This window comes from Natrinema hispanicum, from assembly GCF_004217335.1.
Classification (GTDB): Archaea; Halobacteriota; Halobacteria; order Halobacteriales; family Natrialbaceae; genus Natrinema; species Natrinema hispanicum.
Window position 1 is genome coordinate 219121 of record NZ_SHMP01000007.1, and the last position, 23522, is coordinate 242642.

At 54.6% G+C, this 23522-nt stretch carries 23 protein-coding genes and 1 pseudogene; 14 read left to right on the plus strand and 10 right to left on the minus strand.

What is annotated here, in order from left to right:
- The first annotated feature begins 180 nt into the window (after window positions 1-180).
- A complete protein-coding gene (locus BDK88_RS22555; protein WP_449406709.1) occupies window positions 181-324 on the plus strand; it encodes a DUF7558 family protein in 144 nt (47 codons plus the stop codon).
- Here BDK88_RS22555 and BDK88_RS17635 read toward each other — a convergent pair.
- Window positions 272-1045, minus strand: a complete 774-nt coding sequence (locus tag BDK88_RS17635) for a GIDE domain-containing protein (RefSeq protein WP_130501509.1) — start codon at window positions 1043-1045, stop codon at window positions 272-274. The two genes, BDK88_RS22555 and BDK88_RS17635, sit on opposite strands and share 53 nt — an antisense overlap.
- 1953 nt (window positions 1046-2998) lie before the next feature.
- On the opposite strand from BDK88_RS17635, the gene BDK88_RS17640 reads away from it, so the two are divergent.
- From BDK88_RS17640 to BDK88_RS17675, 8 genes are all read left to right on the plus strand, one after another.
- Window positions 2999-4423 carry a cytochrome ubiquinol oxidase subunit I gene (locus BDK88_RS17640; RefSeq protein ID WP_130501560.1) on the plus strand — a complete coding sequence of 475 codons (1425 nt, stop codon included), beginning with the start codon at window positions 2999-3001 and terminating at the stop codon, window positions 4421-4423.
- Window positions 4416-5417, plus strand: a complete 1002-nt coding sequence (locus BDK88_RS17645) for a cytochrome d ubiquinol oxidase subunit II (protein WP_130501510.1) — start codon at window positions 4416-4418, stop codon at window positions 5415-5417. The genes BDK88_RS17640 and BDK88_RS17645 overlap by 8 nt, the downstream gene beginning before the upstream one ends.
- The gene (locus BDK88_RS17650) at window positions 5417-5740 is read left to right on the plus strand and encodes a hypothetical protein (protein ID WP_008015489.1); all 324 of its coding nucleotides are present in this window, start codon (window positions 5417-5419) and stop codon (window positions 5738-5740) included. Before BDK88_RS17645 ends, BDK88_RS17650 begins: the two co-directional genes overlap by 1 nt.
- 136 nt (window positions 5741-5876) lie before the next feature.
- Window positions 5877-6077, plus strand: a complete 201-nt coding sequence (locus tag BDK88_RS17655; protein ID WP_008015488.1) for a hypothetical protein — start codon at window positions 5877-5879, stop codon at window positions 6075-6077.
- A 136-nt stretch (window positions 6078-6213) separates the two neighbouring features.
- A complete protein-coding gene (locus BDK88_RS17660; protein WP_130501511.1) occupies window positions 6214-6411 on the plus strand; it encodes a hypothetical protein in 198 nt (65 codons plus the stop codon).
- Between the two features lie 167 nt (window positions 6412-6578).
- Window positions 6579-7052 (plus strand): pyridoxamine 5'-phosphate oxidase family protein, encoded by a 474-nt coding sequence (locus tag BDK88_RS17665; protein ID WP_130501512.1) that lies wholly within the window; start codon window positions 6579-6581, stop codon window positions 7050-7052.
- A 641-nt stretch (window positions 7053-7693) separates the two neighbouring features.
- On the plus strand, window positions 7694-8329 hold the full coding sequence (locus tag BDK88_RS17670; RefSeq protein WP_130501513.1) for an IS6 family transposase: 636 nt from the start codon (window positions 7694-7696) through the stop codon (window positions 8327-8329).
- A 391-nt stretch (window positions 8330-8720) separates the two neighbouring features.
- A complete protein-coding gene (locus BDK88_RS17675) occupies window positions 8721-10493 on the plus strand; it encodes a transposase (protein WP_242611701.1) in 1773 nt (590 codons plus the stop codon).
- 393 nt (window positions 10494-10886) lie between these two features.
- Here BDK88_RS17675 and BDK88_RS17680 read toward each other — a convergent pair whose 3' ends face one another.
- Window positions 10887-12641: a transposase gene (locus tag BDK88_RS17680; protein WP_130501514.1), complete on the minus strand. Its 1755-nt coding sequence runs from the start codon at window positions 12639-12641 to the stop codon at window positions 10887-10889.
- A gap of 105 nt (window positions 12642-12746) precedes the next feature.
- Between BDK88_RS17680 and BDK88_RS17685 the strand changes: the two genes are divergently transcribed.
- Both BDK88_RS17685 and BDK88_RS17690 read left to right on the plus strand, forming a co-directional pair.
- A complete protein-coding gene (locus BDK88_RS17685; protein ID WP_015298774.1) occupies window positions 12747-13094 on the plus strand; it encodes a hypothetical protein in 348 nt (115 codons plus the stop codon).
- Window positions 13095-13357: 263 nt separating this feature from the next.
- Entirely contained in the window at window positions 13358-14500 is a 1143-nt protein-coding gene (locus tag BDK88_RS17690; protein WP_130501515.1) for a tyrosine-type recombinase/integrase, read from the plus strand.
- Between the two features lie 497 nt (window positions 14501-14997).
- On the opposite strand, the gene BDK88_RS17700 is transcribed toward BDK88_RS17690, so the two are convergent.
- Together BDK88_RS17700 and BDK88_RS17705 are read right to left on the minus strand one after the other, a co-directional pair.
- Window positions 14998-15195: a hypothetical protein gene (locus BDK88_RS17700; protein ID WP_130501517.1), complete on the minus strand. Its 198-nt coding sequence runs from the start codon at window positions 15193-15195 to the stop codon at window positions 14998-15000.
- Window positions 15196-15409: 214 nt separating this feature from the next.
- Window positions 15410-15811: a DUF5518 domain-containing protein gene (locus tag BDK88_RS17705; protein ID WP_130501518.1), complete on the minus strand. Its 402-nt coding sequence runs from the start codon at window positions 15809-15811 to the stop codon at window positions 15410-15412.
- A gap of 480 nt (window positions 15812-16291) precedes the next feature.
- Between BDK88_RS17705 and BDK88_RS17710 the strand changes: the two genes are divergently transcribed.
- Window positions 16292-16906, plus strand: a complete 615-nt coding sequence (locus BDK88_RS17710; protein ID WP_130501519.1) for a protein sorting system archaetidylserine decarboxylase — start codon at window positions 16292-16294, stop codon at window positions 16904-16906.
- Window positions 16907-16992: 86 nt separating this feature from the next.
- On the opposite strand, the gene BDK88_RS17715 is transcribed toward BDK88_RS17710, so the two are convergent.
- Both BDK88_RS17715 and BDK88_RS17720 read right to left on the minus strand, forming a co-directional pair.
- On the minus strand, window positions 16993-17814 hold the full coding sequence (locus BDK88_RS17715; RefSeq protein ID WP_130501520.1) for an IS5 family transposase: 822 nt from the start codon (window positions 17812-17814) through the stop codon (window positions 16993-16995).
- Between the two features lie 212 nt (window positions 17815-18026).
- Window positions 18027-19115: a M48 family metalloprotease gene (locus BDK88_RS17720; protein WP_130501521.1), complete on the minus strand. Its 1089-nt coding sequence runs from the start codon at window positions 19113-19115 to the stop codon at window positions 18027-18029.
- A 590-nt stretch (window positions 19116-19705) separates the two neighbouring features.
- Here BDK88_RS17720 and BDK88_RS21350 point away from each other — a divergent pair.
- Window positions 19706-19879, plus strand: coding sequence for a hypothetical protein (locus tag BDK88_RS21350; RefSeq protein WP_165396993.1), 174 nt, complete (start codon window positions 19706-19708; stop codon window positions 19877-19879).
- A 143-nt stretch (window positions 19880-20022) separates the two neighbouring features.
- Here BDK88_RS21350 and BDK88_RS17725 read toward each other — a convergent pair whose 3' ends face one another.
- The gene (locus BDK88_RS17725; protein ID WP_207225314.1) at window positions 20023-20784 is read right to left on the minus strand and encodes a CPBP family intramembrane glutamic endopeptidase; all 762 of its coding nucleotides are present in this window, start codon (window positions 20782-20784) and stop codon (window positions 20023-20025) included.
- 111 nt (window positions 20785-20895) lie between these two features.
- Here BDK88_RS17725 and BDK88_RS17730 point away from each other — a divergent pair, with 111 nt between their 5' ends.
- Window positions 20896-21783: a DUF7351 domain-containing protein gene (locus tag BDK88_RS17730; protein ID WP_130501522.1), complete on the plus strand. Its 888-nt coding sequence runs from the start codon at window positions 20896-20898 to the stop codon at window positions 21781-21783.
- A gap of 188 nt (window positions 21784-21971) precedes the next feature.
- Here the strand turns inward: BDK88_RS17730 and BDK88_RS17735 are convergent, their stop codons facing one another.
- The 3 genes and pseudogenes from BDK88_RS17735 to BDK88_RS17745 form a co-directional block, all read right to left on the minus strand.
- Complete coding sequence (locus BDK88_RS17735; RefSeq protein ID WP_092935796.1) at window positions 21972-22364, minus strand: HVO_A0114 family putative DNA-binding protein; 393 nt, start codon at window positions 22362-22364, stop codon at window positions 21972-21974.
- Window positions 22365-22382: 18 nt separating this feature from the next.
- On the minus strand, window positions 22383-22679 hold the full coding sequence (locus BDK88_RS17740; RefSeq protein ID WP_092935798.1) for a toxin-antitoxin system TumE family protein: 297 nt from the start codon (window positions 22677-22679) through the stop codon (window positions 22383-22385).
- A gap of 426 nt (window positions 22680-23105) precedes the next feature.
- Window positions 23106-23519: pseudogene (locus BDK88_RS17745) on the minus strand (hypothetical protein); the annotation flags it as partial.
- Between the last annotated feature and the right edge of the window lie 3 nt (window positions 23520-23522).

Sequence of the window (23522 nt, forward strand, 5' to 3'; positions counted from 1 at the left end):
GACACCTACCAACGCGACGGGCTTTCAGACTGGATGACTGCCCGACAGGTCGGACTTTCGGCCCTCTTTCACAGCTGATTCCGTTCCTCGCGACGACACAAGTGTCCTCTACGAACAGTTCGAGCAATCGCTGCTCGCTTAGGACTGCGACGCTGACGTGGCAGACAAGTAATACAGCAGATGCTTATTGGCTGTATTTTCTGTGACGATCTGTCTGGCACCGAGACTGGCAAGGCACACACCTGGGGCAGGGGGAGCGTCCCAACCACAATTAGATCGACAGGAATGGCGAGACGAGTGAAGCGAGTCCAATCGCGATCATGAGCGCGCCAGCGGCTAGGAAGACAAAACCACTACTCCGTCCCTCCTCTATCAGCGTGGCCTCCGACTTGTCCGAGAGGATGAAGTCACCGTCGGACGTCGGTTCGTCAATTACGTACTCGCGATTGTCCCAACCCGCCTCGGTCTCCCTAGCGGTTCCAAGTAGATAGACGTCCTCGCCCGGTTCGAGTGTGCCCTCGAGATAGCGCCGGCGCTCACCGGTGCTCAATGGGCCGATATCGATGCCATCCGGGAGGTCGAGTTCGGGCTCGTTCTCGACGTACGTGCGGATCTCTTCCGGCGGGTCGTCGCCGGCTTCGACTTTCCATTCTGCCTGCTCGAGGTTCAACCCGCCGTCTTCCGGGAGGTCGACCAGTACCTTGCCGGTGCCGTCGTCGATGAACAAGGGCTCGGCCGTTTGGTCCTCGAAGATGGTCTGCCAGTTGCCCGGACCATTGCCGTCTGAGTGCAACTCCTTGACCTCGACATGGGTGGCTACCGCCTCCGTCCCGCTGATGGGTGACTGCTGGAGGGTCGCGTCGTCGGTCCCGTGTACAGTCCCCTTGATCTCGACCGGCCCTGGTTTCAGGTCGCGGATCGCCGTCGTCTCGGTTTCTTCCATCCGGGTGCTTTCGGCCCGCTCCATACGGCCTTTGTTCAATGTGATTAACCCCATCACCACGAACACGAGACTACCGAGCGAAATGACAAAGTTGTCGACCATTAGTAACGATAAGTCCTGATATCTACTTTAAAATTCTGCCCTCTCGAGAAGTAAAAGCCGTTCGTGGGTCGATCGACCAGCGAGTTGTCGTTGAAGCCGAATCGGAAGCCAACGCGCTGCAATCCCAACTCGAATGCGCCAAGGCGGCACCGATCTGGCGGTCGTAAGCTCTGGCTGAGACCAATGCCGACTCACAGTCGGACCTCGAAATCCGCGAGCGGTCGCTGGCAAACGTCTGTGACGCCCTTGGAACACTCCAGCGGGTGCCGGTAGCCGAACTCGACATCGAGAAACACGAGATACTGCAGCGCATAATCGACAACGCGACTAAACGGAAGCTTATCGACCTGCTGTGTTCGAGCGGCAGTCTGTTGACCTCCGCCGATCGCTGCGACGAGGAGTGGTGCCCGACCGACGACTACGCGACTGGTTTTCACTCTGTGTGTGGAGTGTCTTGCGAGAAACGGAGGTACGGCACCAATGGGGGGCTGGTGCCGAGACATCCAATTTGATTTGGTGGGGCGTCGCGCGATAGTGACGCGACAGTCACATATCTATACGCTATTAGTATTAATTTTTTGGCCGTATTATTCAGTCGAAATCCGGTGTGTCTGCGTGTACTCCAACCACTTTGCACAACCAGACTGTACGAGCTGTTCGCACTCGGTCCCCGGAACATCCCTCTCGCGAAAAGTGGTGAGTATCACGGCACCACAGAGGGGGAGTGCGGTGGGCCGATGCAAAGAGGCAGGTGTCACGTTGTGGGACGCAACAATCGACTGCCACCGTGCTATAGGATCAATCTTCGGCCAGCGATCACTTGCAACGGAGGAGGCCCTGTCATCGTAACCGCTTTCGGCAACTACCCGCAAGCTATGCGTGGCCGTCGCGCTGCTGGTTACGGTGTGGGGTTCCAAAACGCTGGCCCGTTCTGACATTCCCTTACACCGGTGACTGAGTAGGCGAAGGCCGATTTTCTGAGCGAGCATGCCAATCTCGAGGGGAAACTGCATCTAGGAGTCCAAGAACGGCCTCGAGTACACGGAACGCCGTATCCTGCTATGGACGATGTCGACATTCCCGGTGAATCACTGAACACCGAGGACACCTGACGTCCTCGGACACGAGTGTCCCCAGGTGACTCACACCCCCTGAGAAGGGCTCCACTCTCCATGGCACACTGAAATCTCGAACGAATGCGGCAGTTTGCCCGGTATGGTTACTTATCTGTATGTCACTCGATCGGTCGTCGTCGGTTCAAAACGAGCGACCCTGTTGGAGATGTGTCTGAAGACGTCAGCTGTCTCCGGAACCCTCTCGTCTCGAGATGTGTTCTACGTCCGTGGGAAGTACAGGATAGAGAACTGGCCTGGCGTTACCAGAAACAATTTCGGATGTTCACGGTTGCGGTAATCATGGGCATAATCTGTATTTTCAAGGTTCACAAACCACTTTCCTAGAGTGCAGTCGCTGTCCGACCGACGGACTGGGTTGGCTAACTCTGAATCTAGCGACTGCCAAACTCAATCGATGAGTGTAGTGCTGTGATACGCCTTTGAGCGGTCTCGAAGCGGCAGTTATCCGAATTCCCGCCGCATCCTCTGATTGTTTCGACGTGGAGTCAAGATCTCGTTATATCTTGATCAACCGGGTACGTTGCCGAGTGTATTAACCGTGGTGTGAACGCGCTTCCTCTCCTCCTTGCTCGCGTCTCCGACGCTTGTTGAGGAAGGAGGCTCCGCGCTATAGCGTGTTGAAGTGCGAGGTTTGTGCCTCTACTCTGCCCAGGTAATTCGGTTCAACGCCGTTTTAGGTATGACAGCCAAATCATATAAGTAAATTCGGTTCTAACGCCATTCCTAGAAATGATGATACAAATATACAAATCAAAACACCCTTTCTGGTATGTCCACACAAAAGACGTGTCAGAACCGCTACTCCCACGTTCCTGCCATGCTTGAGCCCGTCGCTGCAAGCCGGTTGCAGTTTGCGGTGACGACGATCGTCCACATCATCTTCCCCGTGATGAGTATGGGGCTCGCGCCCTTCCTCATCTATTTCACTTGGAAGGATATCCGCACCGGAAAGCCCATCTACGAGCAGCTTCGGCGGTTCTGGACGAAGATCTTCGCCATCAGTTTCGTCGTTGGCACCGTTACGGGCATCGTCCTCGAGTTCGAGTTCGGGACGAACTTCGCGGTGTTTTCGACGGCCGCGGGCGACCTCTTTGGCGGGCCGCTTGCCCTCGAGGGGATGATGGCGTTCATGCTCGAGGCGACGTTCCTCGGCATCTTCGTTTTCGGCCGCCAGCGCGTCGGGAACGTCCTCTATATGATCTCGGCGGTCGCAGTCGGTATCGGCACCTGGCTCTCGGCGGTTTGGATCCTGGTTGCCAACTCCTGGATGCAGACGCCACGCGGGTACGAACTGGTCTCTGAAAACGGCCAGCAGGTGGTTACGCTCGTCGATCCCCTCGCTGCGTATCTGAACCCGCGATTCCTCTGGATGTACGTCCACATGCAAAACGCCGCCGTCGAATCCGTGGCGCTCGTTCTGGCGGGGCTGGGCGCGTACTTCGTGTTCCGCCACCACATCTGGGGCTACCCGATCGAGAACGTCGAGTTTTGGGAGACGACGCTCAAGTTCGGGCTCATCGCCCTCATTATCACCGCGCCGCTGCAGGTTCTTCACGGCGATCTCTACGCACGACACGTGTTCGAAACGCAGCCACAGAAATTCGCAGCGATGGAAGCCATCTGGGAGACTGAATCGTACGTCCCCGAGTACATCATTGCGTTCCCGACGAGTATAGAGAATCTCCTCGATCCCCGGGCGAAGGACATCTTCGGCATCGGGATCCCAGGTGGCGCATCGTGGCTCGCCAGCGGCGGCGATCCACAGGCGACGATCCGCGGCCTCGAGGAGTTCGAAGGCCCACAGCCACCCGTCGCCCTCGTCTTCTGGTCGTTCCGGGCGATGGTTGGCCTCGGGTTCTGGTTCATCCTCCTGGCCGTCTGGGGCGGCTACCGCTGGATTCGTGGCCAACTCCTCGAGGATGACCTGCTGCACCTGGCGCTGATGGCGTCGACACCGCTTGGCATCCTCGCTGTCCATCTCGGCTGGGTCGTCACCGAAGTCGGCCGCCAGCCGTGGATCATTCAAGATGTCATGAAGACAAGCGCCGGCGTTTCGTCGGACCTCACCGGCGCAGAGGCGACAGCGACATTGACCGGCTTCGTCGTCGTCTATCTAGCGTTGCTCGTGTTGTATCTCTATGTCATCTCCCGAATTGTCCGTAGCGGCCCGCCAGCACCGGCTGACCTCACGGTGACTGAGCGTCCGGAAACGCCGACGGACGAGGTGGGCGCTGATGACTGACGGTGGCTGGCTCGCGAACGGTCCGTTGTTCGACTTGCCGCTCGCGGATATCTGGTTCGGACTGGTGTTTTTCATCTTCGCGATGTTCCTGTTTCTCGACGGGTTCGACTTCGGCGTCGGATTACTGTTTGCGACCCGTGCAGACAGTCACGAACGTGAGCAGTTACTGGCCGCGATCGGTCCGTTCTGGGACGGCAACGAGGTGTGGCTGGTCGTCTTCGGTGGTGCGCTCTTTGCGTCGTTCCCAGTCGTCTACGGCAACCTGTTTAGCCGTCATTACCTGCTGATGTTCGCGATCCTCGGCGCACTCATCATCCGCGGACTCGCCCCAGAGATGTACGAACAGCGCCACGACGAGGACTGGCAACGCTGGTGGGGCCGCGCGTTCATCGTCGGCAGCGTCGCAGCGCCGTTTTTCCTCGGCATGTTCACCGCCAACTGGTTGGTCGGCGCGACGACCATCATTACCCTTCCCAGTCTCGTCGTTGGCCTGGCCGTCGTTGCGCTCACTGTCGTTGACGGTGTTGCCTTCCTCCGGCTGAAGATGCGGGGCGAGCTCCGTGCCGACCTCCAGGCGGACGGCTATCGCGCTCTCGGTGCCTATCTCGTGTTAGTCGTCCTGACGCTTGCGTACATCGCCGTCGGAGTCCCGGATCTTCGGTCGGCACTCGTCTCGCCGCTCGTGGTGGCACTCGTCGTGTTGACGCTCGTTCTCGCCGGCGTGTACGCCGTGGCGACGAGCCGTGATTGGTACTACGTGGCGTTCGTCGCTGCTGCCGGGCTCGTGTTCAGTCTCGTGAGTATCGTCGCCGGGCTGATGTATCCGACCATCGACCCTGCAGTTGGCTTGACCGTCGATGCAGCGATCGTCTCGACGGTCCCGCTCAATCTCATGTCGATCGGTGCAGGGCTGCTCTTGCCACTGATCTTCATCTACTTCGGCGTGCTGTACTCGGCGTTCAGTGGACCGATCGACGTGGAGGAATCGTACTGATGAAGCGTGACAAGACGGACGGCAACGGAACGAGCACCGTCGAGAACGACTCGATTCGTGACGAGGAACGCACCGGTACCGGTGTTGAACGCCGCCGATCCGATCGTGAACAGTCACCCCCGCAACTCGGCTCGCGAATACTGGTTACGTGGTTCGAACTCACCGCCGTCGGCATTACCGGCAGCCTCCTCGGGACCACGGTCGGTGGCCCGGTTGGCTTTCTCATCTATCTCGCGACGTCGCTTCTCACCGTCGGCGTCATCTTCTATAACGTGAACCAACTGATCAAGGGCTGGGTACAGCTGACCGGAGAGCTACCGTAACAACCCATGTCTGGCTCGAGACTCCCGTTCGCAATTATTACCTCGAACCGCGAAGTGCCCTCTAGAGCGGACAATACTGTCCAACAGGTTACCACTTTAGCGCGTTTGGGCCGTTGTACCACATGTGAGCCAACCCATGTCACAGAACAATGGACACAAGCCGTACAACAGTTCCCTGTTCGTAAGCGGCGTCGCGATGGTCCTCGCGAGCATCATTGCAGCCGTCTGGATGTTCAGACTCGGCGATATTGTCACGGCACTCGGCCTCGGGTTGATTGTCGCTGCCGGCCTCCTGCTGGCGGGAATCGGCCTCTCGCCCGAGGCGACGACGCACTGACGCCTACGCTCCTTATCCCCGGCCTCGGTACTCTGCATATGTCAACTAGACACACCACCTCAGCGGACGACTCGAGGAGAGACATCGTGAGCAACCGCTGTCGCCTACAGTCACCGTTGACGGGGTGGATCCAGCCGTGAATAGCACTGATACGGTCGACGATGCGACGTGGATGCTCGTGTTATCGATCCTCGTCATCGCGATACTCGTCGGCGTCGGCATATTACAAGTGTATCTCAGCGGGGATTACGGGTCGCTCTTCCGAAATCTGGGAATCGGGGTACTCCTGTTGCTGTTCAGCATCGGTTTCTATCGCAAGTGGCATGAGATGTAGTTGGCTCTGGTGTGGATCCGGACTTTATCGGGTTGCTGTTGAACTCGTCAATACGTTTCGTGACCCATCCGAGCAAATCAGTCGGACCGGCTATCCGCTGAATGCCGTCTATGACAGCCAATAAGTGTCAATCGGAAATGTTAATACAATAGTATCAAACAATCAACATGGGCGATATTGGAGATGCGATCTCTTCGAGGATGGCTGAGAAATTCTTTGCTAGTCAAGGCCATGGAGTTCTTTCTCTCGCAAAAGACAACGATGGCTATGGAATCCCGGTCTCGTATGGCTACGATCTCGAGTCAGAGCGATGCATCCTTCAGTTTGTAACCGAGTCAGAAAGTCAGAAACAGCAGTTCCTCGAGACCAGTGAGACGGTTACATTGACTGCCTACGAGTACGGCTCTGATGGTACGTGGCAGAGTGTCGTTGCGACGGGATCACTACAGTCACTGTCAAATGATGCTGTTGCGAACTGGGCCGCGGCCATTTTCTTCACCCAAGCTTCGAATATCGAAACCGTGTCTCGCCGAGAAGATAGTGATAGCGAGGTGGAATGGTACGAATACGATATTGAGATACTCACTGGTCGCACAAATACAGACGGCGACAGCAACGAGAGCGCGTCCCGACTTGAGTGACAGGCGTTCATAGGAGCGGCTGAGAGCAACAGTCCGTAGTCACTGGGAATCATAATCTGCCGCTTCGTTTCAGTGGTATCACAGTGGCGATCGCGTCTCCCCTTTCTTCTCTCAAAATTGGATCCGTCGTTCGGAACAACGGGGGCTATTGACAGTCAGTCGGCGTAGGGATCACGGTACTACTGTTGGTGGCGTGTGAGGAAGAGGTGGCAGTGACTGAGTGAACCGTCGGAACAGTAGCTGGTGATGATTTGGCCACGCCTCCTCGTCGGAACGTGATTATCATAGCTACAAAAACATGATGGCCACTGCAGAACGTGTGGGGCTCAGAGACAGTAGCCTCTGACACTTTAATCTGAAGGTGTGGAGGGTGTGGAATGTCTAACCGGTTGGTGGTGCTGTAATCGAATGGTCCACATCCCCATCCACAAGTTGATGTTGCAACTAAATAAATCTGACACCAAATGATAGAGGTCTGTCGATCTGGTCGCTTTCCATCCGAGCGAGCAAATCAATGTACTGGGGTAGTTGATTCCAGAGGCCATCACATGCAGAAGAACTGATACGTAGTTTCACTCGGTGTGGTAGGCGGTGTTCAGATAAGGATTGAAAGGTGAGGCGGAGCGTTTTCCGAGTGCTCTATGCCCGAAAACGCTCGCCTCAACGGTTGTTTAGACGAGATCAACTTAGACTTTGTCGAACGAGAAGCGACACCGCGATTGCTGATGAAGCTGAGTATTCAGCTCCATCTTGCTGGGCTCTCACTTTCGAATACTGTATCTATTCTTGAGATATTCGGTGTCACACGTGCTCGATCAACCGTTCATAACTGGGTTCACAAGGCTGATCTACAGCCCGAAGAGGGGCAAAGTCCGGATCACATCGCGGTTGACGAGACGGTGATCCGACTTAATGATGAGCAGTATTGGCTGTACGCTGCGGTCGACCCTGAGACGAACAAATTACTCCATACAAAGCTTGAACCGACGACAACGAAGGTTCTCGCTCATTCGTTTCTGACTGAACTCTCCGAGAAACACGACATCGATGACGCTGTGTTTCTCATCGATGGATCGCACTCGTTGCAAGATGCGTGTCAGCGCCACGGCCTCGATTTCAGATACGAGAAACATGGAAATCGGAACGCTGTCGAGCGTGTCTTTCGAGAGATAAAACGCAGAACTATCTGTTTCTCGAACTGTTTTAGCAACGCCGAAGCAGAAACCGCCGACGAGTGGCTCAGATCGTTCAGCTTCGCATGGAATCAGCTTATCTGAACACTACCGTGTGGTACTCCCAAACACTAATTAATCCGCGCGTTGATATCTTGTATGGCCGATGAAACGGCCAACCTGGGACTTCCAAACCGACCGTCTTCACTTTCGCCTTCACTTTCACCCACACCTAACAGCCATTCCTACTTTCACCCCACTGGCGGTCGTTCACCAGCCGTGACGTAGAAAAGTATTCTCGCAGCGGAGTGAAGTGGCCTGTCGGCTGGTTGAATAGCGAGAATCGATTTGTTCGTTCTTGAGGAGGCTGTTTTCGGTGGATTAGGCATGTAAACCTGCCATTCAGATTTGACAGCTGTAGCTACGAATGACAGAATCCGTGCACGGAATCTCAACATCGATTAACTGACCGGTGGGGGACGATTCGTCCCCCACTGTGACAAACAACTGGTCAGATCGTGTTGCGGCTGCTGATGACAGCCGCACTCAACGATCAGTTGACGAGCGCCTACAAGATATCGGTCCACTCTCGGGCGGGTGGCTGCCCCTAACCAAGCAAGCCGCCGAGGTCGTCGACAAGACGACCTCTGCGGCCGAGTTGGTCACTCACCTCGACGTCAGCCAATACTGCCGTGCTGATCCCATTCCCCATTGGCACGACTCTAAACCGTTCGAACCGATGCTCCGGGCGATTCTCCTGAAGGAACTCGAAGACGCGTCCGATGGCTGGCTCCATCGGACGCTCGACAGTGACCCTCAACTTGCGGATGCTCTTGGCTTTAATCCCGACGACACACCTTCACGAAGCACGATCTCTCGGGCACAGACTAATCGGTTTGCGGACCTCCAATCCACGATCGAGACCGCTACTCGTCAGATCCAAGCGTTGGCCGCCGAACGCGGTAGTCCGATCGGGACACCGTACGAAGACAGCGCTTCGGAGGAGCCAACAGGCTCCTCGAAGCGCACAGTCAACCGTCTCATTCGGAGGAAAACACGTGATCTCCTCGACGAACTCCAAACTGTCGTGTTGCCTGCCTTCGAGTTTGACCGGCCTGATGACCCGGTTTACGACGACGAGGAACTCCTGATGCTGGAGGCCTGTCTCGGGCTGACAGGCACCGCCGCTAACGGCGGTGCCGAAACCTACGGCGATTTCGTCAATCCTGACCCAGATCTCGACGATCCCTTCTACGAGGACGGACCGAGTGGAGAGACGCTTCTGGAGGCAATCAAGGACCTTTCACCGACACAAATCGCGGAGATGGTCAACCAAAGCGCGGCCCGCGTCTTGACGCGGGCCAAGCCTCGCTTGGAGTTCGAGACACCAGTCATGCTGTCGATCGACATGACCTACGTCGCTTTCTACGGGGAGCGTGAGGAACTCGTACGTGTCCAGGGTGCGCCGAAGGACAAGTCCTACAACTGGTGCTACAAGTTTGCAACCGCGAACGTTGTTGGAGACAACGTTCACTTCGCAGCTGCGATGCTTCCAGTCGGGCACGCTGATTACCACGACCCAGAGAGCTATCCTGGCAAAAACAGGAGTTACCGAGTCGGCGATATCGTTCGCCGACTCGTCGACCACGTCAACGACGTCTGTCGCGTTCATACGCGGCGACTCTACGCTGATCGGGAGTTCTACGCCACGGACGTATTTTCGGTACTCGAACAGCGAGACCTTTTCTACGTGATTCCGGCACCGCGCGATGACCGCGTCAAGCGGTTCATCGCGCGCATGGACACGGATGTAGAGGGACAAAAGCAAGTGACAGTCAAATCCGAGCACGCGGTGTACGGGCCGGTAAAACATGGTGTCTCCAACACCAGAGCTGAGACGACGCTGGTTGGACTCCCGCCAGACGAGGACTGCGACGAGATGCAGGTATTTGCGACCAATCTCGACGTAAACGACGAGATTGGTCTTGACCGTCGCTTGACGAAAAAGCAAATCACTCGCTACAGACGCCGAGGCGGGATCGAAACGGCCTATAGTAAGATCAAGGAGTTCGCACCGTGGACGACGTCGACAAACTTCTCTATCCGGTTATTCCACTTCGGCTTCGCAGTTCTACTGTACGATCTATGGTTGCTTGTGGACTTTCTCGTCCAGACGTTGATCGACATCATTGAGTTTCGCACGAAACCGCGGGTGACTGCCCCGCGGTTTCGTGCGTTCCTCCGGAGGGAGGTGAGCGCATTGCTGTAGATCCCGCCCCGTGCTTGCCCTTCCTGAGAGGTATCACTGTCTAAATCGACTGATTATACCGTTTTCGCCCACCCGACCGCCACTCACAGGTGGTGAGTGGCGGTCGTGATTCCTTGATCGGCCCTGTATTCGGGATCGATTCCTACCGACAGACGCGAATCTCGTGCACGGATTTTGGGGTATTCGCAGCACCCCACGCTTCTGGGATGTAGAGCGTCTACAAACGAGCTTCGGAGGAATCAAATAAAATCCGAGTAGAACTCTCTCGAATCCTATGTCGCAATTCTTGGTTCGCTAAGCAAGATGTGCTGAGCAGCGTCCAACACGCGATTTAGGAGATAGAACGCGAGTCCTGCGGCTTGCCGCAGGCGAGCCACACCGAGTGCTTTCCGCTTAGCCACCTTGTCGAAGTGATTGACTGACCGTCCGGACGAATGTCCTGGCGGTCACGACCGGCGGCGATCTGATCTCGCGATCTGTTCCGAGCTTCACCAAGTAATCGGTAAGCCTCCAGAGATTGTACAACAATGCTGCGAACGTGAAGCTGAACAACCGAACACGGTAGTCCTTCGAGGACGTCTTGGGAAGAAATGCTTTCACCGACTTGTACTGATTTTCGATATCCCAGCGTCGGCTGTAGCTGTTGGTGACGTGTATGATCTCCTCGGGAGCGACGTGATCACGGTTGGTCACGAACACGGCATAGCTTCCGTCAGCTTCCTCATCAGTCGCTGGTACGTACAGGAACTCTGCGGTGTGGTGGAGTTCGCCATCAATGGCGAACGGAACATCGTTCTTGACAGCGGCGTCAACTCCTTCTTTGCTCTTGATTTTCCCGATTGCCTCGTAATCGTCTTCATACTTCGGCACTGGCGTCATGTACACAAGCCCGCGGTCGTGAATCGTTGCGTACACCTCGTTACTGTAGAATCCCCGGTCTAGGAGCACTTCGTCGAGATCGACGTACTGCTGGGCTGTGTCCAGCAGTACGTCAACCACATCCGCCTTCGAATCGGCTGGCGCATCTTCTGGTTCCCACGCAGAGCGTTCCTTGACTGGCTCGATACCCAGGATGATTGGGACATCGTTCCCGACGATCGTGATCGTCGCGAACGTATACCCGTGCTTGATTTCACCGTCTTCTTTGTACCCGCTGACCATCGGCGGATACTCTGCTTTCGGGATTTTCTCGTCCTTGTCGATCCACGGCCAGACGTGGTAGGGAACGTGTGTGAAGTCGACGGCCGCCACGACGTGGCGGTCGTCGAAGGGATCCTCGTGACGAATCGTCTTGAGGATATTTTCGGTCGCCGCGTTGAACGAGGCCATCACAGCCTCTCGATACAGCTCAGTGAACGCGACGATATCCTCGATCTGCAACTCCTGAACGGAGCGCGTTACTTCCTCGTCGGATGGCGTCGCAAACTGCTTGATTACTCGGAGAAACGTCGAGCCGTCACAGATCTTGTTCTCTTCAAGGAACCACCCAGCTTCTCCCTCTGAATGAGCGCTCCCCTGCGTGAGGCACGCGTTGGAGAACAGATCAAGGATCTGTTCATCCTCATAGACCCTGTTGTCGGCTCTATCGGAGTCGAACTCGGCGAAGCCGTGTCGGCGAGCGAGTTCGACGACCTTACTCCCGTGCTCGCGCACGTGTGCGCGAGACACTGTCGAATCGGATTTATCGTCGTTCGCTTCTTTTTCATCCAGGTTAATTGGAATGAGTGCCTCCGAAATAACGTCGTGATCACGGGCTTCACGAGCTATTCCCTTCGCAGCGGCCTCAAGCGTGGTCTTGGTCTGCTCGCTGAATTGGTTCCAAGCGTATGAGAGATTCTGCTGAGTCGGCACCCTGTTCAAACCTAGCTGTTTCAGCAGTGCTGGACGGTTCTCAAGCCGATCTGCGACCTCGCTTTGGGCGAGGTCGTAGATCGCCTGGTAGATGTAGACTCGTGCCATTGACTCGGTTCCGAACGAGACTTTGTGCTGTTGTCGAGTGTCTGTTAGTCCATCTACGGGAATCGAGACGTCTCCAAGTACACGCCAGAGATGATCAGCTGTTTCACAGACTTTCTTGGCGTGGATGACGATCGCCCCCGCCAAAGCGGGGGCATCGTCATCAACTGCAGGAGTGATGTTAGATGCCATTAACAGTCAGTCCAGATACTGAAACCGAAGGAGAGACTCCCCATTAGGGCACCTCATTTGGACCTACGCCGAACGGTTATTTACGCGCCAAGAGCTACTTGGAGTATGGCTCAAGATGGATCCCTTGTTGAATCGCTTCCAGACCGCCCACTCAAGGATACTGAGCGTGACTCACTCGAACGACACGAGAGCATCCAGTCAATAATGCCTCAGACGACGAAATTTGATCCGGAACACGGGATGGTTATGGACACCGCGATGTTCATTGGCTACGACTGGGTGACAGCCGTGACCTACGAAGCAGGTCACGGCTGGAGGATTATCTACGAGAGCGGTATGGAAGATAACATCCTCTCAGATGGGTTTCTGCGAAGCGAAGAACTCTACGAAGAGCATCCGATTCAGCAAGGAATGGACGCTATGAGCGCTGTTGCCTCGGAAGACGAAGAATAGTTTCTCTTTCAAACAGCTTCTCTGAGGACGATCGTAACGGGTGTCAGCTGTATGGTGGTTTGTAGAATTTGAGATCCCGAAGTTGTGGTGGCACCCAGCTTCGAAGAAGCTATAGCGCTATGTGATTTATGGATGTGCGTTTGACCGTCTCGAGTACCTGAGAGTCCCGCGAACGCCAGTATCAGGTCCTATTTTATTCACTTGGTTAAATTCACGTTTAACCAAGGGACTTTACGAGGGTCGACACTGTACCCCACATACGAATGTCTGGATCGACGGAACGACGGGCTTCCTCCAGGGGTACGACCGTCCACGAGGCCATCGAGAGCTACCTGCGCTATAAGATCAATGCCGACGGCTCGAAGACGACCATGCGTTCCCCACTGCGTGAGTTCGCTGACCACTGTCGAGACGAGCGTGATCTCGAGTTCGTCGACGAGCTCATACCCCACGATGTCCGCAGTTATAGCGAGCACCTCTACGACCGCGTCGTAATCGATGAGGACCTGGCGGCTTCAACCGCTCACAACTACTTCGCGTACGTCCGGGCCTTTCTCTCCTGGTCGGTGCGAGAACAACATCTCGAGTCGAACCCGGCAAATACGAACACTGCGATGGATCCGCTGCCAGAGGACGACGGGAAACGCAAACGCCAGTACTGGAGCGCCGAGGACCGCGAGACGTTGCTCGAGTACGCCACCAAGCGCGTGGACATGGCTCTGGAGGGAACCATCCGGACTGACGCGGATACAGCCTTCCGTGACCGGGCGATTGTCGTCATGCTCGATGGCACGGGGGCGCGTGGTGCTGAGTTGTTCGCTGATCCGAAAGACGATAAACGAAACGGCCTCCAGTGGAAGGACGTCGATTTCGACGAACGGCTGATCAAAGTCTACGGCAAGTCCCGTGAGTACGAACAGGCCCCGTTTCCTGCGAGTGTCCACGATGTCCTCAAGCGATGGTACCGGGTGCAAGAGTCGATGACCGAGGCGTGGCCCGTCTTTCCGACCGGTCACTACGGCTCGAAAAAGCGCACGCTCGAGGATGCACTCGGCGAGAAGGAAGTCTCTCGGGCGCTCGAGGAGAGGGGTGATGCCGGTAAGACCGAGGTGCTTGACCGTCTACATCGCGAGCACGAGGTTCCGCCGCCGTCGATCTCGAAAGAGGGCGTTCGCCGACTGCTGAAACGGCTCACCGACGAAGCCGGGATCGATCCGGACGGCGAGTACGACTATCTGACGCTGCACGGCGCTCGCCGGGCACTCGGACGCGACCTCTATACCAGCGGGATGTCCGAAAAGGCTCAGGAAGCGTTACGACACAACTCGATCGAGACTACTCACGAGGCCTACGCCGACGTCAAGATGAAGGACGTCTCCGATTCGATTGACGACGTGCGTGGCTGAGAACAAACTCGAGTTACTCTTCGGTATCCGGAATGATTTCGCGGTGTTCGTTGACGAACTGCTCGAGCATAGTGACTCAGACGCCCGAAACCGATCGATTCGGGCTTTGTTCCCTGCATAGGTCCGCCTCGAGTCATAGTTCAGATCATCGGGCAGCGGGGCCTCACTGGCGGACTCCGTCGCGACCGGCAGGTCAGTCGCAGCGAGCACGTCTCGAACCAACGATTCTCACTTGCCGATCGCCGGGTCGTCCTTGTTGATAAGGGGATTGATAGTACTGAAGATCTATATGAGGACAGTGTAGACGGTGCTCAGGACATAATTGATCAAGGAGCAGATTCAATTGGGTTTTAAGAACTTGGAATAGACGAGTTCACTAGCTCCCGCTCATTTCATTAGTCCATAATGGTTCTTAACTCGAATGTTGTTCAGCTACTCTCTTGATCGGTCAGTACAGGGAAACCACGTATCGGTCAGTACATGCTCTCGATCGCTCATTACATTGAATCTATTTTATCTTCGAAACGATAGATGATTATAACCGCACCTATTGAGAGTGTGACTGTACTAATCATTGACCAAGCAAACATTTCATCAGGATCATTCCCCAACAAAGCGCCTACTGTAACCGCAACGAGTAGAATCGCTATCGTCCCAATACCGCCGACTACACGAACAAATAAATCTTCATTCATATTATGTCTGCCTGTTGAGTAAATTCTATCCTCTTGTGTATATTCCCTTCGCCGTTCAATTCGCATCTCTACTGAACGGTTGATTCATTAGACCTACCGTGAAACAAACTCGGTTGCCGTGCTGCACTGATGCTCTGTATCTTGCACGCGCTGTCTACCAGCTACTGGATAGATTGTGCGAAGCGTGCAATTACGATGCGTCTGCGCTGGTCGTCTATCGGGATCTAACGGTATTTACCACCCAACCACCGACACGACCGGATCCGAGACCGAATAGGGGTGCAACACCCATTACCAGCCCACTGGCGAAGACGACAAATACGACCCTAGAGAGTGACCATGTTGCTGTCGTCCCTGTTGTCACAATGAATATAAGCAGCCCGAGGGTGCCACCAATGAACCCAGCACGGAGTCCCGCAGCACTTGGGTCTAACGAGCAGATCGCAGCGAGGACTCCTGCAATGAACGCTCCAATTATCATTATACCACCGCCGACAGTCGCCTCCGAATTTGGCAGCCGGTTTAGAATGGGGATGACAGGTAGCGAGGCTAACGCACCGATAAGCGCGAACCGCCATGCTGGAGGAAGAGTGTGGATGCGGGGAGGTGACACCATACTTACTTCTAAAAGTTTCTAATAACATAAATTTCCGTAGGGCTAGACGGTGGGAGTTCGACTGGCTACTCAAGCACGGGTACACTCGTGCGTGTAGTGACCAGATGGTTCACCTCTTTCGACGTGAAACAAACGAAGCCGGTTCGCTGCATCTATCCTCTCGGCTCTGTTGAAATCCTATTAGCTCGACATCTTTCCCACTGAAACAGCCGTTAGGTAGGACCGGGCATTGATCGCCTCAAGACCACATCGAGGATCTCAAAACCGAACTTGCAGACCGTGACCGAGAGATAGAGAAGACTCAAGAAAAGCAAGCCGAGACAACGTCCGACTGTGATACCGCTTCAGGGACATTGTCTCTGTGAGGACGACTATTCGGATGAGACTCCAAGTAACAGTCGGTGGGGTGATGTTTTCTTCACATGGTCGGCAAGCATCCAATACCGAAGAGCTATACACGTATATTTATATAAGCCGCTTATGCAAACTCAGTTCGCACCTGATGGTTGGAAATATGCGATACTAACTTTTGTTGCGGGGGTTCTCGCATCGATTATCACCCCACTCGCAGCAGTATTTGGTATCATATTTTCAACCTCAATTTTAGCGTTTTATCGTGATCCGGACCGCCAGATTGCACCAATTGGCGTTGCTTCACCCGCCGATGGGACAGTCTCGGTGGTTAGGGACGAAGGCGGTCAGCTCCGAATAGGGGTATACATGAGCGCAACAAATGTTCATGTTAACCGTGCTCCACTTACTGGTCGCGTAAATGAGATTACACACCGGCCAGGTGCGTATAAACTGGCATTCTCAAAGGAGTCTGAGAACAACGAACAACTGCAAATAGACTTTGAAGACTATAGTGTAATTCTCATCGCAGGGTGGTTTGCACGACGAATACACCCGTACATCGAGGAAGGGGATCGAATTTCAAAAGGGGACCGTATCGGTCATATCTCTTTTGGAAGTCGAGCAGATGTTATTCTCCCACCTCGATTTACGGAAGAAGATCTCGCTGTTGAAGTTGGTGATACCGTGTATGCTGGCCAGACAATGTTAGCATTTGATCCAGATGAAGAGGAATGTGAATAGATCATAAGGGGTCCAGACTGTTCCTCCCAATCAACGCGCTCCGACAACCCGAGTTCGATGCTGACTATGTGTAGTATATTGCACGTTCAGAGTCCCTTGTCGATGTTGTGAGTGAGACAGCCGACAACGAGTTCGCGGAACTGCTTCCACCAGCGCCGTGAGCGGACGAATGCGCCGTATTTCCGTTTAAGCCGAGAGTTCACCGTCTCGTTCTGACTACGTTGACCGTAGAGGTCGGCGTCCAGCCGAGCGTTCCACGCCTTGTGAAGCGACGAAAATTCTCGATGCTTGATGACCGGACGAACACCATTTTCACGGGCTAACGTGCGAATCTTCTGGTCGTCATATCCCTTGTCACCGAGGAGAATCGTTACGTCATCCGTATTCCGCCTGATTAGCGAAGGCGCGATCTTCGAGTCGTGCTTTCTGGTCGTCGTCACGTGTAAGTCGATGATTGCATTCACTCTCGTGTCCACGAGAAGTGTAACTTTCAACTGTTGAATCGTCAGCTTCGTTCGTTTCGTGTAGTGCTTAGAGGCGTGACTGCGGTCGAATCCAGAGGCGTCGATCCCGACGACACCGTTGCTCGGGAGAAGCGTGACTGAGAGATTGAGAAGAACCTGCCAAACAGCCATACCAAGGCGGTTAAACGCCTTACACAATGTCGAAGGAGACGGGAGTTCCTCAAGATCGAGGACGCTTCGAATCCGAGGCATCTCGATAAGTTCGTCCAGAAGCGTCCGGTACGTCGTATTCTTCCGAACCTTGAGACAGAGCAGGACGATGTGTTGATGAAGTGTGTACCGCCGTTTCGAGAACTTCGACGAGTAACGAGCGACAGCTCGCCGAGCCAAGTGCATCGCTTGCTCAACGAACCGGAGTAACCGCGACTTCGGGAGGGACTCCATCCAGTCAGACTACTAGACGAACCTGTAACTCTCTGAGGATTTCAACAGAGCCTCGATGGACAAAATCTAATGATATGTTGTTTTTATCCAATCAATTTTTAAATATATAGTGGTAATAAATGGCCTTTCATTTGACGCGGCCAATCGATCCATCGACTAGCAGTTTACTACTGACGACGTCCGGATCAAACTAACAGAGAGAGATTAACTGATCAATTGGACCCAGATGTATCTGTTCCATGGAGTGTTTTCTCGAGTTCCCGAAGTCGGCGAAGTCTCTCCTTGGTCTCTGGGTGAGTGCGTGAGTATATTGACAATTGTTCACGAAATGTTTCAGGGAGCCAATCAGACGGTGTATCCCATCCTGCTGTCCAGACATCTGTAGTATCCGTGATTGGAAGGATTGCCATCGGTGACATGTCGACTAACCTCATATCAACGGTAGGCGGACTTCGGCTATCGATAGTCTCTAATGCTGCCGCGATGGTTGCTGGTTCTCCTGTAATAACGGCGGCACCTCGATCTGCAGCGAACTCGCGGTATCGCGCAAACGGAGCCGTACAAAGGCAGGCTAGTACCCAGAACATGCCAGCGATCAGTCCAAACATTCCTGAGATAAGCCCATCAAATGTGTGTGATGTGTTCTGGTTTCTGTGTCTGTATGCTTGCCCAGGTTGATGACTGGTGTCGTTTGTCATAACTGTCCACAGTCCAGCAGCGACAACGATAGGGATCATCACCGCAGTCATGATTGTAACATCTCGATTCTTAATATGACTCAGTTCGTGCGCTAGAACCCCGTTAAGTTCAGATTTAGATAATGTATCGATGAGCGCAGAGGTGACGGTGATCTGTGCTTCGTTAGGTCGTAAACCGGTGGTAAAGGCGGTCGCAACCTCTGAGTCCACCACTGCAACTGACGGCGGTGGCATATTAGCACTCTTTGAAAGCATTGTGACCCGTTGATGGATGTCAGCAGGTGGATCATGAGTCCCAGATTCAAATCGTTGAATGAGTAATCCACGTAGCCAACGATTCAGTAACGGCAATCCAATAAATATGGTGAGCGTGATGAAGATTGGAACACCCATCGACAGCCACAACGGAATTCCACCAGGGACAATAGAAATGAGGCTATGAGGGATCTTATCCAGCGGTCTGACGAAAATAAGAATGATGAGGGATCGAGATAAAAACGCGATAACTGCAGCGAAAGTCCCTGTCAGGATAACAATGTTGGTAATTGCAAAAATCATATTCCCAATCAATCTCTCATCCCGAGGCCAATCTGATTTCTTCATTATGGGGGCACACACCCGCGAAAATCTGGGTTATCTGGTCCCATATCGTGAGTGAACTTAGTTCATCCGCTCAGCGATAATCGGTAGGTTGCGTCGCAAAGCCGCCTCGAGTTTGCTGCTGAGAGTCGCGGTGGCACCTTATTACAATGTTAGAATGGCGTGCACCGAGTGCACGTAGTTTAGAGAGCGCTAGAGATAGGCGCTACTGGACCGTCTACTCACCTACAGCTCGAAACTCTAGACCGCTTTGAGACGGTACCCAACTTGAGGTACACGATCTCTCGCCGCAACTGGATTGTTCCACCACTGTCTGGTGCCATTATCCTCTCAGATCTCCCGCTGATGACACGCCATCTGGGACATGAGTGTGTCGATGTCGGCGAGTCAGTCCCGTTCGTGCGTGCCGTTTTCCGGTCGTGGTGTCCGCGGATGCTACCTTGAGTCTGTCATAGAAAGACTCGCAGGCAATTTGTTTCAACTCCCTTTGAGTGAATTAGCCGGTGAGTAGATGTGCGAAGATAACACTAATGGAGGTTATAGTCAATTAACTAATGTGAGGATTTAAACTGTTTTCGAAACAAGGTCTAAGCATGAGTGATAAGAAGCCGAACAACCCACTGTCGCCGTACTTCCCATCAGAAACTCCCAGTCTCTCAGGGAACGTTCCCAAGTGGATAGCAATCGGTGTCGTACTGTGGGGGGTTTTCTGGGCGATTTACATGCTTCTTGACCTTCTTTTTGGGAGTGTCCCGTCTCCATTCTAAATGGAATAAAAAAGTGTGTCTAAGATATTTAATCGTACTCTGTTACTTGCTTGCCCTATACCGACCGTACACTGCGGAGTCGAATTGGCCTGTGACCGATTCTATGACACGCTCACCTTCCCAAGAGACGGTGCGGGTTGCCATTACATCCACAGCGGGAGCGTGAACACAGTAGCGTTGAACGTCCCATGAACGAGAGCGGGTGCAATGAGGGTGTCTGTTCGGTAGTACACCCAACCGAAGATTGCCCCCATAAGCGTGTAGTATGCCGCCATGTGGCTGATAATGATCGCTGGTGGCGAGAGTAGAGCGACAGGGTAGACGTGGAACAGCGCGAACGTCGCGCCCGCGATGCTGATAGCACTCACGGAACCGAGCGCTGCCTGAAGCCGACTCTGGATCACGCCACGGAAGAACAACTCTTCAACGGGCCCGATCACCGCGAGTGACAGGACTGCTGCGGCAACCAGCCCTGCACCAGTTGGCTCGCCGAGATTGCTGTACTCCATGTACCCTGGCGAGAGGTCGATCGCCGGGACGACCGCATCGGTGACCGCGAGCGAGAGAAACGCCGTAGCGAAACTCGCGAGCAAGCCACTGATCAGGTAGGGAACGGCCCGTCTCTTGAGCATCTGGACGGACGGGCGGAACGACGACCCAACCCGGAGATAGGCCGCCCCGATCAGGAGGAAAGACAGTTCAGTCCCGAGAGTACCCGCAACGAAAGTGACCACCTCACCCGCGTCGCGGCCGATCGTGACGACGACGGCCAGTGATGCCGCGAAGTTCCCGACCACCGCAGCCAGCACCACGCCAGCGAGGAAGATTCCTGTGCGAGCAATTCCAGTCTTGTCGCCGAGTCGCTTAGGGATGACCGCGGTCGGCATCGAGGGCGAATCTGGCACGGTAAGTGACTGTACTGGATCAGTTGTAAGTGTTATCTCAATGACCATTAAGTTGAAAGGCTGACAGGTCTGACCGGAATACGTACGGGGCAGAAATCAGGTATCCAGAGTATGACGGACGAGGACAGTACACGGGAAGCGGCTTACGCGGTGTTGACTGACGAGACCCGCGTTCGCATCCTCTTCGCGCTCGCGGACCGATACGACGAGGCATGGTCGTCTGAGTGGCCCACCTTCTCAGAGTTGCGCACGCAGGTCGGTGTGAACGACACGAGCCGCTTCAGTTATCACCTCACCGAACTCCAAGACGAGTTCGTCCGCAAAGTCGATGGGCGGTATCTGCCACGAGTGGCGGCTCTCGAAATCGTGGCCGCGATTCGGGCGGGCACATATGGCGAAGCTAGAGCTGGCGACGAGGAGAGCGACATTGAGCAACGAGAAATAGACTGTGAGTGCCTGCACTGTGATCAAGCGCTCGTCGCGACCTACCGGAACCACCAGCTGTACGTCGGCTGTCCTGAGCATGGTGCTGCGGTCGCGTATCCTACGCCTCCACGGGCGGCCCGGAGCCGGACGATAGACGAAGTCATCGACTGCTCGCTACGGAAACACGCTTGCGACGTGCGACTGCTTCGGGAGGGTGTCTGTCCACACTGCTGGGGAACTGCCAATTTGTCGTTTCCTCGCGACTCCGTCCCGGACACGTACCTCCTCGATGATGTACCGTACGCGACTGCAGCATGTGACATTTGCTGGTTGTCGTATCCGATCCCGATCGCACACACGATTCTCGGTCACCCTGCCGTCGAGACGCTATACGCCAACTGTGGGCTCGGACCACGGGACGCTCAGCTCGGGCCACACGATCTGGCGCGAGTGAGTGACGTGTCTCTTTCCGAAAGAGACTCACCGGCTGCTCGAATCGTCGTCGAACTCAGAGACAATCAGGTGGTCTTCGATCTTGACGAGACCTGCAGTGTCCTCGATCACCGGCGTTGATAGCGCTCGAAGTCGGCTGTTTGTCTAACATCCTCACTCTGGTCTCCCATCGTGGAGACGGCTACGCGGATATGTCGAGCCGCGCCAGAAAGCACGCTGCTGTTCCGGATGTATCGGTGCATCCGACGATGCTGCCAGAGACGCCAGTGAGCGTGGGTTGCGGTGATTAGCGAAAACTGAGGAAGATATCACGCTGGTGCAACATCGGGAGAGTGCTGGCCGATGGGAAGGTCGATATCGATCTCATCGTACCACACAACCGGACGCTTTGCGCGACCGTTTTGCTCGAGTTCGACGAGTCCGTAGTCGGCAAGCTCGGTCACGTTCTCAGTGACTTCTGGCGGATGACGGCCGACAATTCGCGCGAGTTCACGAATACTGTCTGGCTCATGATCAGCGATCGCCTCGAGGAGTTCGAGATTCGTCGGCCGAAAGATTCGACCGAACGTCTCGAGGTCCTCCACGGAGAGCGTCGACGGCTTGGGGTCGACACTCTCGCCAGCATCGAGAGCAGCAAGCGTGTCTTCGAGATCGCTACGGTCGGACGACGAGTTGATACGGACGTGAAGTGTTTGGGTCATGGGTGTGGGATCGGTGTATTACCAGTCGGTTCGTTTGGCGAACGGAAGCGCCGAACGCCAAGCACGATACAGCGTCTGTAGTCCCGGATAGTCGGTCTCGTAGACCTCCGAGTCAAGATGCAGTTCGTGAATTCCGTGGTGGTTATCGAATCGGATGATTGGATCATCAGCGCCGGCGACGCCGTAGTGGAAGGCGTACTTGATGCCGTCTGGAAACTTCTCGGACTCGGGCACCGAAAGTACGCGGACACGGGCGACAGTACCATCCGAATAGGCTTCAATCTCGTCACGAACAACTGTGACGTCATCACTCATCCCTGTTTGTTAGTATGAGTCCTAACACGATAAGCGTTAGGGTTCTCCCTAACATAGCCTGAGGAATATGCGACCACGATCATTTGGTCGCGTTGCAAAGCCGTCTCGAGTTTGCCGCTGAGAGTCGCGGCGACACCTACTACAGACAGTGATACTGCGTTAGAATGGCGTGCACCGAGTGCACGTAGTTGAGAGAGCGTTAGAGGTAGGCACTACTGACCGTCTACTCACCCACAGCGCGAAACTCTAGACCACTTTGAGACGGCACAAAATAACTGCTCCAGCACTAGGTTTATACCGCTCGGCAGACTTCCTTCCAGTATGAGCCTCAAAGAGACAGTTGACTACCTCGCCGAGGAACTTGACCTCGAGCGAAGTGAACACGTCCGTGAGGTCGGTCAGTCGGTCGCAGAGCTTCGCGACTGATCAGAACATTTCCCTGAAGTCTCGCTCAACGAGTCCTTCCTCCAGATACGTGATGAACTCCTGTTTCGTTGGCCCTGGCTGATCGAGTAGATAATCCCGTTCAGCACGTTTGAGGACTGCCTGAGCGAATTCCGTACAGTGTGTTTCGTGCAGACTAGCGTACTCCGTGAGGGCCTCTCGCCAGTGCATATCCAGCTCGAATTTGGTTAGTCGGATTTGGATTCCATCTTTCCGTTCGACGAGGTCAACGTCTAACTCTTCGAGTTTCTTGAATCGAAGATTATTCCGGCGGACTGTGATGAGCCGTTTGGAATCGACGATGTAGGGATCGACCCACTCACGCCAGGTATTATCGTCGACGTGGGTTCGTGGCATCTCAAAATCCGGTTCGATACTCTCAATACAGAATTGAAGGCT

Bases quoted from the DNA above. Each gene is read 5' to 3' on its own strand.
- BDK88_RS17720 (WP_130501521.1), bottom strand. From the start codon at position 19,115: ATGAAGAAATCAGATTGGCCTCGGGATGAGAGATTGATTGGGAATATG.
- BDK88_RS17645 (WP_130501510.1), top strand. From the start codon at position 4,416: ATGACTGACGGTGGCTGGCTCGCGAACGGTCCGTTGTTCGACTTGCCG.
- BDK88_RS17740 (WP_092935798.1), bottom strand. From the start codon at position 22,679: ATGAGTGATGACGTCACAGTTGTTCGTGACGAGATTGAAGCCTATTCG.
- BDK88_RS17640 (WP_130501560.1), top strand. From the start codon at position 2,999: ATGCTTGAGCCCGTCGCTGCAAGCCGGTTGCAGTTTGCGGTGACGACG.
- BDK88_RS21350 (WP_165396993.1), top strand. From the start codon at position 19,706: ATGAGTGATAAGAAGCCGAACAACCCACTGTCGCCGTACTTCCCATCA.
- BDK88_RS17665 (WP_130501512.1), top strand. From the start codon at position 6,579: ATGGGCGATATTGGAGATGCGATCTCTTCGAGGATGGCTGAGAAATTC.
- BDK88_RS17715 (WP_130501520.1), bottom strand. From the start codon at position 17,814: ATGGAGTCCCTCCCGAAGTCGCGGTTACTCCGGTTCGTTGAGCAAGCG.
- BDK88_RS17705 (WP_130501518.1), bottom strand. From the start codon at position 15,811: ATGGTGTCACCTCCCCGCATCCACACTCTTCCTCCAGCATGGCGGTTC.
- BDK88_RS17730 (WP_130501522.1), top strand. From the start codon at position 20,896: ATGACGGACGAGGACAGTACACGGGAAGCGGCTTACGCGGTGTTGACT.
- BDK88_RS17670 (WP_130501513.1), top strand. From the start codon at position 7,694: ATGCCCGAAAACGCTCGCCTCAACGGTTGTTTAGACGAGATCAACTTA.
- BDK88_RS17680 (WP_130501514.1), bottom strand. From the start codon at position 12,641: ATGGCATCTAACATCACTCCTGCAGTTGATGACGATGCCCCCGCTTTG.
- BDK88_RS17710 (WP_130501519.1), top strand. From the start codon at position 16,292: ATGCAAACTCAGTTCGCACCTGATGGTTGGAAATATGCGATACTAACT.
- BDK88_RS17690 (WP_130501515.1), top strand. From the start codon at position 13,358: ATGTCTGGATCGACGGAACGACGGGCTTCCTCCAGGGGTACGACCGTC.
- BDK88_RS17635 (WP_130501509.1), bottom strand. From the start codon at position 1,045: ATGGTCGACAACTTTGTCATTTCGCTCGGTAGTCTCGTGTTCGTGGTG.
- BDK88_RS17685 (WP_015298774.1), top strand. From the start codon at position 12,747: ATGGCTCAAGATGGATCCCTTGTTGAATCGCTTCCAGACCGCCCACTC.
- BDK88_RS17735 (WP_092935796.1), bottom strand. From the start codon at position 22,364: ATGACCCAAACACTTCACGTCCGTATCAACTCGTCGTCCGACCGTAGC.
- BDK88_RS17650 (WP_008015489.1), top strand. From the start codon at position 5,417: ATGAAGCGTGACAAGACGGACGGCAACGGAACGAGCACCGTCGAGAAC.
- BDK88_RS17700 (WP_130501517.1), bottom strand. From the start codon at position 15,195: ATGAATGAAGATTTATTTGTTCGTGTAGTCGGCGGTATTGGGACGATA.
- BDK88_RS17655 (WP_008015488.1), top strand. From the start codon at position 5,877: ATGTCACAGAACAATGGACACAAGCCGTACAACAGTTCCCTGTTCGTA.
- BDK88_RS22555 (WP_449406709.1), top strand. From the start codon at position 181: ATGCTTATTGGCTGTATTTTCTGTGACGATCTGTCTGGCACCGAGACT.